General features: G+C 67.3%; 8 protein-coding genes and 1 pseudogene. 7 read left to right on the forward strand and 2 right to left on the reverse strand.

Annotation, left to right across the window (positions count from 1 at the left end):
• Positions 1 to 3: 3 nt before the first annotated feature.
• Together Q0982_RS10900 and Q0982_RS10905 are read right to left on the reverse strand one after the other, a co-directional pair.
• On the reverse strand, positions 4 to 594 hold the full coding sequence (locus Q0982_RS10900; RefSeq protein ID WP_299395285.1) for a DNA polymerase III subunit epsilon: 591 nt from the start codon (positions 592 to 594) through the stop codon (positions 4 to 6).
• Positions 591 to 1499: a sulfotransferase gene (locus Q0982_RS10905; protein ID WP_299395287.1), complete on the reverse strand. Its 909-nt coding sequence runs from the start codon at positions 1497 to 1499 to the stop codon at positions 591 to 593. The genes Q0982_RS10900 and Q0982_RS10905 overlap by 4 nt, the downstream gene beginning before the upstream one ends.
• Positions 1500 to 1882: 383 nt before the next feature.
• Between Q0982_RS10905 and Q0982_RS10910 the strand changes: the two genes are divergently transcribed.
• The 7 genes and pseudogenes from Q0982_RS10910 to Q0982_RS10940 form a co-directional block, all read left to right on the forward strand.
• Positions 1883 to 3145, forward strand: a complete 1263-nt coding sequence (locus Q0982_RS10910) for a Re/Si-specific NAD(P)(+) transhydrogenase subunit alpha (protein ID WP_299395289.1) — start codon at positions 1883 to 1885, stop codon at positions 3143 to 3145.
• A gap of 5 nt (positions 3146 to 3150) precedes the next feature.
• Positions 3151 to 3561, forward strand: a complete 411-nt coding sequence (locus Q0982_RS10915; RefSeq protein ID WP_299395292.1) for an NAD(P) transhydrogenase subunit alpha — start codon at positions 3151 to 3153, stop codon at positions 3559 to 3561.
• Between the two features lie 15 nt (positions 3562 to 3576).
• The gene (locus Q0982_RS10920; RefSeq protein WP_299395294.1) at positions 3577 to 4974 is read left to right on the forward strand and encodes an NAD(P)(+) transhydrogenase (Re/Si-specific) subunit beta; all 1398 of its coding nucleotides are present in this window, start codon (positions 3577 to 3579) and stop codon (positions 4972 to 4974) included.
• A gap of 174 nt (positions 4975 to 5148) precedes the next feature.
• Positions 5149 to 6183 (forward strand): cobalamin biosynthesis protein CobW, encoded by a 1035-nt coding sequence (cobW, locus tag Q0982_RS10925; protein WP_299395296.1) that lies wholly within the window; start codon positions 5149 to 5151, stop codon positions 6181 to 6183.
• Positions 6184 to 6187: 4 nt separating this feature from the next.
• A complete protein-coding gene (cobN, locus tag Q0982_RS10930) occupies positions 6188 to 9952 on the forward strand; it encodes a cobaltochelatase subunit CobN (RefSeq protein WP_299395298.1) in 3765 nt (1254 codons plus the stop codon).
• Positions 9949 to 10587 carry a cob(I)yrinic acid a,c-diamide adenosyltransferase gene (gene cobO / locus Q0982_RS10935; RefSeq protein ID WP_299395301.1) on the forward strand — a complete coding sequence of 213 codons (639 nt, stop codon included), beginning with the start codon at positions 9949 to 9951 and terminating at the stop codon, positions 10585 to 10587. The genes cobN and cobO overlap by 4 nt, the downstream gene beginning before the upstream one ends.
• A 4-nt stretch (positions 10588 to 10591) precedes the next feature.
• Positions 10592 to 10864 (forward strand): annotated as a pseudogene (locus tag Q0982_RS10940) (AAA family ATPase); the annotation flags it as partial.

Genomic DNA, 10864 nt, shown 5'->3' on the forward strand with positions numbered 1-10864 from the left:
GCGCTAGCGTTCGGCCGGTGCCTTGATCTGAAGCAAGGTCTTCAGCAGGTTCGCGGTGCCGCGGGCATCGTCGATCGAGATGTGGTTGTGCGGCACGTGGCCCAGCCATTCCGGCGGAAAGGCCTCGGCCGAGCACTCATGCAAGGCCCGGCCGGTCCGCCCGGCGGCGAAGGCCTGGATGCAAAGGCCGGCGGTGAAGAACAGCCGCTCGCCGATCCAGGGACCCTTGAGCATACGGATATCGGCGAAGCGCCTGAGGTAGTAGTCGATCCAGGCCCCGTCGAAGGCCAGCGGCTGGGCTGCGAAGATCGGCTGGCCGGGCAGGCCGCGCACCCAGGCGGCGTAGCTCTGCATGACCTCTGCCGGCGGTTTGGGGTCGTGCGTCGCCGCCGCCCAGGCTTCTGGAAAGCCCTTGAACCACTCCATGGTGACCGGGTCTTCGCCGGCCTCCGGCAGGCGTGCCAGCACGGCCTGGAAAAAGTCGATCTCCTCGCCCTCGGCGTCTATGGCGACCGAAGCGAACGCCAGCATCGAGTGACTGCCGGGCGTCGGTCCGTTCACCTCGATGTCGGTGACAACATAGGTGGGGTTCATGAGACCTCGTATCCGGCGGCGGTTAGGGCTTCGCCTGCAACCTCGCAGTAAAGGGCGTTGCATTCCTCATCGAAATGGTTCTTCCAGTCGCCGGCGATGCCTTTGCGCAGGAAACTCTGGGCGTCAGCCTCGCCGGGCCGCCGCCCGCCGCTGAGGGCGCTGAAGGTGTTGCGTGCGACGATCTTCTCGATTGTGGCGGGCTCGGCATCGCAGTCCAGCCAGCCGAAGAGCCGGGTCATCTCGGCGGGCGTGTCTTCCAGCATCGCTTCGTAGCGCAGAGAAAAGTGGCGGCCGGGAAAGCCTGCCGAGTCCTTCTGGAATTTGGCCATGGTGTCGCGCCAGGTGGCGGCATGGCCCTTGATGCGGCCGACGAAGTCCGCGCGGTTATCCGCTGCCAGAGGCTCGCGGTCCGGAAAGAGGTGGAACCAGAGGGAGACGAAACAGTCTCTGCCGTCCCGGGTCGTCGAGATGACCCGGGCCTGCGGCAGGATGGCCCGCCAGGTGCCGAGCTGGCGCTTGTAGTCCGGGTCCTTGTCGCCGATCCAGCGCAGGGCGCCGTTCTTGCCCGTAGCCTCAGCCGCGTGCTGGACCGCGGACAGCCGGTCGAGGAAGAAATACTGCATCGCTGTCAGCAGTTGGGGCTCGCCCAGTTCCCGGTAGACCGCTTCCTGTTTGTAGATTTTCGCGTTGGTCTTGGAGAGGGCGGTATTGTACTCGCGAATGGCTGGGGCGAGGTGAGTAAGCAAAACGTTGAGTTTGCTCTCCCCACCACAGGCAATCTGCGGATGGCTGTCGAGCAGCCGCTGAAGCCAGGTGGTGCCGGACTTGGTGACCCCGGTTACGATGAAAAGCCCCACGCGCTCCAGCAGAGTGCCGAGCTCATCTGTGCCCGCCATAAACGTCATGCCGCGAATCCCCTGCCTGCGGAAGCTCTCTGAGCCCCGTGCATATCCGGCGGGATCGGGCTTGTCCACAGGCCCGGTGACGCAGCCGGCCCCGTGCCTTGAGAATTTATTCCAATCCCATTCATTGGCGGCCGACCCCCGCCGGCTCTGCGCCCTCAGCCGCCGCGGCGCGGCAAAAGGGCTTGAAACCCAGGGGCGTGGCAGTCATTAAAGAAGGAGCCGCCCGACGCCGCATCACGGAATGCTGATACGCGCTTAGGCGGCGGCTTTGTGCGGCAGGGGCGTCACACATCCTGGGGGTCACCCCGACGGCGTCCTCCGGTCAGGCGGGTGGTTATACGCGGCTGTTCAAGGCCGCGGGGCAGACAGGGGAACTCCATCAGATGAAGATCGCGATACCCAGGGAGCAGCGCCCGGACGAGGCGCGCGTCGCAGCCTCGCCGGAAACGGTCAAGAAGCTGATCAACCTGGGCTTCGAAGTCTCAGTCGAGACCGGCGCCGGCCTGGGCGCAGCCATCACCGACGAAGCTTACGAAAAGGCCGGAGCCACCGTGGCACCTGATGCGACGGTAGCCTATGGCGACGCCGACGTGATCGCCAAGGTGCGCCGTCCTCTGGCGGACGAGCTGAGGGGCGTGAAGTCCGGTGCGCTGCTGATTTCCATCGTCGACCCCTTTCGGGCCGGGGACGAACTGGGGCCTCTCCAGAAGGCCGGTGTCACGGCCTTTGCCATGGACCTGATCCCGCGCATCACCCGTGCCCAGTCCATGGACGTGCTCTCCTCGCAGTCGAATCTGGCCGGCTATAAGGCGGTGCTGGACGGCGCGGCGGTTTATGGCCGCGCTTTTCCGATGATGATGACGGCGGCTGGCACCGTGCCGCCGGCCAAGGTGCTGGTCATGGGGGCGGGCGTCGCCGGGTTGCAGGCGATCGCCACGGCGCGGCGCCTGGGCGCGATCGTCTCGGCCACCGACGTGCGCCCGGCGGCCAAGGAACAGGTGGAAAGCCTGGGCGCCAGCTTCGTGGCCGTCGAGGACGAGGAGTTCAAACAGGCCGAGACCTCAGGCGGCTACGCCAAGGAGATGAGCCCGGAGTACCAGAAAAAGCAGGCCGAGCTGATCGCCGAGACCATCAAGAAGATGGACATGGTGATCACCACTGCGCTGATCCCAGGGCGGCCTGCCCCGAAGCTGGTGTCGGCCGAGATGGTCGCCTCCATGAAGCCGGGCTCCGTCATCGTCGACCTGGCGGTGGAGACCGGCGGCAACTGCGAACTTTCCAAGCCCGGCGAGGTCGTCGAGACCGGCGGTGTGCAGATTGTCGGCCACGTGAACGTGCCCGGGCGCCTGGCCGCCGACGCGTCGGCGCTCTACGCGCGCAACATCCTCACCTTCATCGATCTGCTGGTCGACAAGGAGTCGAAGGCGCTCGCCATCGATTGGGAAGACCAGATCGTCGCCGAGACCTGCATCATCCGTGACGGACAGCTCGTTCATCCTGCGCTTGCGCCCAAGGATGCGCCGCCGCCTGCGGAAGCCGCAACGGCGGAGGAGGCTGCGTCCGAACCCCCGGCGGCGGAGGCTGAACCCGAGTCAGGGCCAGAGCCCGGCAGCGATAAGCCCAGCGGCGATAAACAAGGAGGCTGACGGTCATGGCAAACGAGACTTTCTCCGAACGGGCTGCGGAGATCGCCAACGAGGCGCAGGCGCTGGCCAACGATGTCGCCTCCCTCGCGGTGGAGGCCAGCCGGCTTTCGGCCGAAAGCACGGCGGCGGGCGGCACCTCTTCCCTGGTGATCGGCCTCACGGTCTTCGTGCTTGCCGTTTTCGTCGGCTATCACGTGGTTTGGCGCGTCACACCGGCGCTGCACTCCCCCCTTATGGCGGTGACCAACGCCATCTCCTCGGTGATCATTGTCGGCGCCCTGATCGCCGCGGGGCCGGCCGATTTCGGCTTCAGCGAGGTCATGGGCTTCCTCGCCGTCATCCTGGCCTCGGTCAACATCTTCGGCGGCTTTATCGTGACTCAGCGCATGCTGTCCATGTTCAAGAAGAAGAAATAAGGGGGCCGGACAACCATGAACGCTGATCTCGCCGCGCTGCTGTACCTCGTTGCATCGGTCTGCTTCGTTATGGCTCTGCGCGGGCTGTCGCATCCGACGACCAGCCGCGCCGGCAACCTCTACGGCATGGTCGGCATGGCCATCGCCATCATCACCACCCTGGCGATGCCGGGCGTCGTCAGCTACGCGCTCATCATCGTCGGCATGCTGATCGGCGGTGCTATCGGCACCGTGATCGCCCTGCGCATCCAGATGACGGCGCTGCCGCAGCTCGTGGCCGCCTTCCACTCCCTGGTCGGTCTGGCGGCGGTCTTCGTCGCTGCTGCCGCCTTCTACAAGCCGCAGGCCTACGGCCTCGGCGTGCCCGGCGACATCGGCATCGCCAGCCTGATCGAGATGTCGCTCGGTGTTGCTATCGGCGCCATCACCTTCACCGGCTCCGTGGTCGCCTTCGCCAAGCTGCAGGGCCTTGTGACCGGCAAGCCGCTGGTGTTCCCGATGCAGCACCCGCTGAACGCCCTCCTTGGCATTCTGCTCGTGGTGCTGGTCGTGGCCCTCTGCCTCGGCCAGTCGGGCCTGGTGTTCTGGCTGATCGTGCTGATCGCCTTGGTGCTCGGCTTTCTCCTGATCCTGCCGATCGGCGGCGCCGACATGCCGGTCGTGGTCTCCATGCTGAACTCCTACTCCGGCTGGGCGGCCTGCGGCATCGGCTTCACGCTGCAGAACAACCTGCTGATCATCACCGGCGCGCTGGTGGGCTCCTCCGGTGCCATCCTCAGCTACATCATGTGCAAGGGGATGAACCGCTCCATCATCAACGTCATCCTCGGCGGCTTCGGCGGCGAGACCACGGGCGCTGCGGCTGGCGACGACGAGGACCGCACGGTGAAGGCCGGCTCGGCCGACGATGCCGCCTTCCTGATGAAGAACGCCAGCAAGGTGATCATCGTCCCCGGCTACGGCATGGCGGTCGCCCAGGCCCAGCATGCTTTACGCGAGATGGCGGACTTCCTGAAGAAGGAAGGCGTCGATGTGCGCTACGCCATCCATCCGGTGGCCGGACGCATGCCCGGCCATATGAACGTGCTGCTCGCCGAAGCCAACGTCCCTTACGACGAGGTCTTCGAGATGGACGAGATCAACCGGGACTTCAACGGCACCGACGTGGCCTTCGTCATCGGGGCCAACGACATCACCAACCCGGCCGCCAAGACCGATCCGGCATCGCCGATCTACGGCATGCCGATCCTCGACGTCGAGAACGCCGGGACGGTACTTTTCGTCAAACGCTCCATGGCCAGCGGCTACGCCGGTGTGCAGAACGAGCTGTTCTTCCGCGACAACACCATGATGCTCTTCGACGACGCCAAGAAGATGTGCGAGCACATCGTCAAGGCAATGGAGGCCGACTGAGGCCGTTTGGCTTTGGCGGCCTGACCGGGGTCCGCGGCGAGCCCGGCATCTGAGCGTTTAGAGGTCGCAGCCGAGACAGTTTCGGCACTCGCTCTGGGCCCTAATGAGGCTTGGCCGAGCCGCCAGCAGGTGACGCCTTGGCAACCGTCCCATCAGCAGGAGGCAGGAGAGACGATGCAAGAACAGAGGAAGATTCCCGCAACCGTCATCACCGGGTTTCTGGGCGCCGGCAAGACCTCGGCGATCCGCCACCTCCTGCAGAACGCCAAGGGGCGGCGGATCGCTCTGGTGATCAACGAGTTCGGTGACCTGGGCGTCGACGGCGAGATCCTGAAGGGCTGCGGCATCGAAGACTGCGGCGAAGACGACGTGGTGGAACTGGCCAACGGCTGCATCTGCTGCACAGTGGCCGACGACTTTCTGCCCACCATTCAGGCGCTGCTGGACCGCGCCGACCCGCCCGACCACATCGTCATCGAAACCTCCGGCCTTGCGCTGCCCAAGCCTCTGGTAAAGGCCTTTGCCTGGCCGGAGGTGCGCACCCGCACCACGGTCGACGGCGTCATTACCATGATCGACGGCCCGGCCGTCGCTGAGGGGCTCTTTGCCGGCGATCCTGATGCTGTCGCCGCCCAGCGCGCCGCCGACGAGTCCCTTGACCACGATACGCCGCTGGAGGAGCTCTTCGAGGAGCAGCTTGCCTGCGCCGACATGGTGGTGATCAACAAGACCGACATGCTGGCGGAGGCGGATCTGCGCGGCGTCGAGAACAGCGTCGCCCGCCATCTGCGCCCGGCGGTGAAGACGGTGCGCTCGGTGCACGGTGCGGTCGATGCGTCGGTGCTGCTGGGCCTCGATGCGGCGGCGGAGGACGATCTCGACTCGCGCCCTTCCCACATCGATGCGGCGGGTGAGCACGACCACGACGACTTCACCTCTTTCTCGCTGGAACTGGACGAGACCGACGCCCCCGAGACCCTGGTGCACCGGCTGCTCCCGGTCATCGCCGAGCACGGGATCCTGCGCGTCAAGGGTTTCGCCGCAGTGACCGGCAAAGCCATGCGTCTGGTGGTGCAGGGCGTGGGCGACCGGCTGCAGCACCACTATGACCGCGACTGGCGGCCGGACGAAGCACGCCGGACCCGCCTGGTGATCATCGGCGAAACCGGCCTGGACGAGGCAGCGATCCGGGCCGCGCTGGCGGCCTGAGCCCATGCACCTGCTGCAGGCGACGCCGGGGGCCATTGCCGACGGATCGGAGGCGGTGGACCTCGGCCAGACGCCGGGCGACATCGTCTTTCTTTCCGCGGCGGACACGGAGCTGGCCGCGCTTGCCGCCGCACAGGCAGCTTTGGATGATGAAGCGCCCAGCCTGCGCCTCGCCAATCTCATGCAGCTCGGCCACAACCTTTCGGTCGACCTCTACGTCGAGCAGGTGATCTCCGGCGCCCGGCTGGTGATCGTGCGCCTGCTGGGCGGAGAGAGCTACTGGCCTTATGGCGTCGAGCAAATTCATGCGGCCTGCCGCGAGAAAGGCATTGCCCTGGCCATGCTGCCGGGCGACGAACAGCCTGACCCCGGCCTCTCGGCTTACGGAACCCTGGCGGAAGACGCGGCGTTACGGCTGTGGCGCTACTGCATCGAGGGCGGCCCGGAGAATGCGCTCAATCTCCTGCGCTATGGCGCCAGCCTGCTGGGCCGGCAGAGCAATTGGCAGGAACCGCGCCCCCTGCTGCGCGCCGGCCTCTACTGGCCCGGCACCGCCCAGCCTGCATTGCAGGATCTGCAGCGGCACTGGCGCGCCGCCGCCCCGGTGGCCGCCATTGTCTTCTACCGCGCGCTCCTGCAGGCGGGAAATCTCGCTGCCGTCGACGCGCTCATCACCGGACTGCGGGCGCAAGGGGTCAACCCGCTGCCGCTCTACTGCAGCAGCCTGAAGGACCCGCAGGCGGGGGAGGTGGTGTCGGCCCTGCTCGCCGAGGCCAAGACGGAAATCGTTCTCAACGCCACGGGCTTTGCCCTGACCGCGCCCGGCGCCGAGCGCGCGAGAACGCCTTTCAATGCCTGTGACGGGCCGGTGCTGCAGGTGGTCTTCTCCGGCGGCAATCAGGCCGTCTGGGCGGAGGGGGTGACGGGCCTCTCAGCCCGCGACATCGCCATGAACGTCGCTCTGCCGGAGGTCGACGGCCGGGTGCTGACCCGCGCCGTCTCCTTCAAGGGGGAGGCGCGCTACGATCCGGCAACACAGACCTCCGTCGTCGCCTACGAACCCGTCGCGGACCGCATCGACTTTGTCGCGGCCTTGACCGCCAACTGGCTGCGGCTGCGCCGCATGCCGGCGGGCAAGCGCTCGGTCGCCCTGATCCTCGCCAACTATCCCAATCAGGACGGGCGCCTCGGCAACGGTGTCGGGCTCGACACCCCGGCGGGAACCCTGAACGTCCTCCGCGCCTTAAAGGCCGAGGGCTACGACACCGGCAAGCTGCCGCCCGACGGCCAGGCGCTGATCGAACGGCTGGCGGCGGGGCCCACCAACGACCTGACGGTACGCTCCGAGCGCCCCGGTGGCGAGCGTTATCCGCTGGCAACCTACCGGCGCTTCTTCGCCCGACTGCCGCGGGCGGTGCAGGTGGCCGTTGCGGAGCGCTGGGGCGATGCCGCAGAAGATCCTTTTGTCGAAGGGGACGCTTTCCGGTTGTCGGCCTTTCGTCTCGGCAAGGTCGTCGTCGGCCTGCAGCCGGCGCGTGGCTACAACATCGATCCTGTCGCCAGCTATCACGACCCTGACCTGGTGCCGCCGCACGGCTACCTCGCTTTCTATGCCTGGCTGCGCGAGACGATGGGCGTGCACGCGGTCGTCCACATGGGCAAGCACGGCAACATGGAATGGCTGCCCGGCAAGGCGCTGGCGCTTTCGGAAGCCTGCTTCCCGGAGGCGGTGTTTGGGCCGCTGCCGCACCTCTATCCCTTTATCGTCAACGACCCGGGCGAGGGCACGCAGGCCAAGCGCCGCGCCCAGGCGGTGATCGTCGACCACCTGACCCCGCCGCTGACGCGCGCCGAGACCTATGGCCCGCTGGCGGAGCTGGAGCGCCTGGTGGACGAGTACTACGACGCCGCCGGTCTCGATCCCCGGCGCCTCAAGGTCCTGGGCGAGGAGATCCTGCAGCTTTCGGCGGCCAGCGGCCTCGACAAGGACTGCGGTATCGCCAGCGGCGACGATGCCGAGACCGCGCTTGGCAAGCTCGACAACCATCTCTGCGAGTTGAAGGAGATGCAGATCCGCGACGGCCTGCACATCTTTGGCGAGTCGCCGATGGGCGGTCAGGAAACCGATCTGTTGGTGGCGCTGACCCGCCTGCCGCGCGGCCGGGGCGAGGGGGGCGATGCCTCCCTGATCCGCGCGTTGGCCCGCGATCTCGGCCTGGTGGAGTTCGATCCGTTGGACTGCGTGCTGGGCGACCCCTGGCGCGGCCCCCGACCGGAGGCGCTCGGCCCAGCCTCTTTCGACGTAACGGGCGGCTGGCGCAGCCAGGGCGACACCGTGGAACGCCTGGAACTGCTGGCGCAGGCGCTGGTTGCGGGTACCCGAACTGCCGACTCGGACTGGACGGAAACGAGGGCTGTTCTGGACCGTATCGAGGAACAGGTTCGGCCGGCAGTGGCGGCTTCCGGCGCGGCGGAAGTTGCCGGTCTCCGGCGCGGCCTCGACGGCCGCTTCGTCGCGCCCGGGCCCTCCGGCGCGCCGACCCGCGGGCGCCTGGACGTGCTGCCGACGGGACGCAACTTCTATTCCGTCGACACCCGCACCGTGCCGACCCCGGCGGCCTGGCAGCTCGGCTGGGCCTCCGCCGAACGGCTGTTGCTGCGCCACCGGCAGGAGGAAGGGGGCTGGCCGCGGCGCCTGGCGCTTTCTGCCTGGGGCACCGCCAACATGCGCACCGGCGGTGACGACATCGCCCAGGCCCTGGCGCTGATGGGCGTGAAGCCGACCTGGGAGACGGCCTCGCGCCGCATCACCGGTTTCGAAATCCTGCCGCTTTCCTTGCTGGACCGGCCGCGCGTCGACGTGACCCTGCGGGTCTCCGGGTTTTTCCGCGATGCCTTCCCGGCGCAGATCGACCTGGTGGACTCCGCCGCCCGCGCGGTCGCGGCGCTCGACGAGCCGCCGGAGCAGAACCCCCTGGCCGCCCAGGTGGCCGACGACAAGGCCCGCCTGGTGGCTGCCGGTGCCTCCGAAGAGGAGGCGCAGCGGCGGGCCGGCTTCCGCGTCTTCGGTTCCAAGCCCGGGGCTTACGGCGCCGGGCTGCAGGCGCTGATCGACGAGCGTGGTTGGCACGAGACGGCGGATCTCGCCAGGGCCTATCTGGCCTGGGGCGGCTATGCCTATGGTGCCGGCGCCGGCGGGCAGGCGGCGCAGGATCTCTTCGAGGCGCGCCTCGGCAGCGTGGAGGCGGTGGTCCACAACCAGGACAACCGGGAGCACGACCTGCTGGACTCCGACGACTACTATCAGTTCGAAGGCGGGCTGACGGCAGCGGTCGAGCATCTCTCCGGCGCCCGGCCGCGGGTCTACCACAACGATCATTCCCGTCCCGAAAGCCCGAAGATCCGCACGCTGGAAGAGGAAATCGCCCGCGTTGTGCGCGCCCGGGTGGTCAACCCCAAATGGATCGCGGGGGTCATGCGCCACGGCTACAAGGGCGCCTTCGAGATGGCGGCGACGGTGGACTATCTTTTCGCTTTCGCCGCCACCGCCCGGGTGGTCGGCGACCACCATTTCGACGCGGTCTACGAGGCCTATCTGGAAGACCCGGAGGTGCGCGCCTTCCTGGCCGAGAAGAACCCGGCGGCCCTGCGCGAGATCGCCGAGCGGCTGATCGAGGCCCAGGCGCGGGACCTCTGGAAGCCGCGCTCCAATTCGGCCCGGGCCGAGCTGGAAAGTCTGGCGGGTAGAGTTATGGAGGAAGCGAGATGAGCGACCAGCCGAGCGAAGCCGAGATCAACGAAAGGGCCAACGAGAAGGCGCGCAAGCGCAAGGCGGCCCGCGACAAGATGCTCGCCAACAAGACGGTGGAGAAGGGCCTCCTGATCGTTCACACCGGCAAGGGCAAGGGCAAGTCGACCGCCGCCTTCGGCCTCGCCGTGCGGGCGCTGGGCAACGGCATGAAGGTCGGCGTGGTCCAGTACGTGAAGGGCAAGTGGGAGACCGGCGAGCGCCAGGTCCTGGAGGCCTTCCCCGATCAGGTCGAGATCCGCACCATGGGCGAGGGCTTCACCTGGGACACCCAGGACCGGGCGCGGGACATCCGCGCCGCCCAGGCGGCCTGGCAGGCCTCCAAGGAGATGATCGAGGCCTGCAGGGGCGAAAATCCCAAGTATGACATGGTGGTATTGGACGAGCTTAACATCGTGCTGCGCTACGACTACCTGCCTCGGGACGAGATCATTGAAGTTCTCAAGAATCGGCCGCAAGGCCTTCATATCGTTGTCACCGGCCGCAACGCCAAGGACGAGCTGATCGAGATCGCCGACCTGGTGACCGAGATGACCCTGGTGAAGCACCCCTTCCGGGAGCAGAACGTGAAAGCCCAAAAGGGCATAGAGTTCTAGGACCATGACCCGCGCGCCGGCCATCATGCTGCAGGGCACCGGCTCCGACGTCGGCAAGTCGCTGCTGACGGCGGGCCTTGGCCGGGCCTTCCTGAAGCGCGGTCTGAAGGTGCGGCCCTTCAAGCCCCAGAACATGTCCAACAACGCGGCGGTCACCGCCGAGGGCGGTGAGATCGGCCGGGCCCAGGCGCTGCAGGCCCGGGCCTGCGGCCTCACGCCCTCGACCGACATGAACCCGGTGTTGCTGAAGCCCCAGAGCGAGGTCGGCGCCCAGGTG

Origin of the sequence: Pelagibius sp. (genome assembly GCF_028281305.1) — a bacterium.
Lineage (GTDB): Bacteria > Pseudomonadota > Alphaproteobacteria > Kiloniellales > Kiloniellaceae > Pelagibius.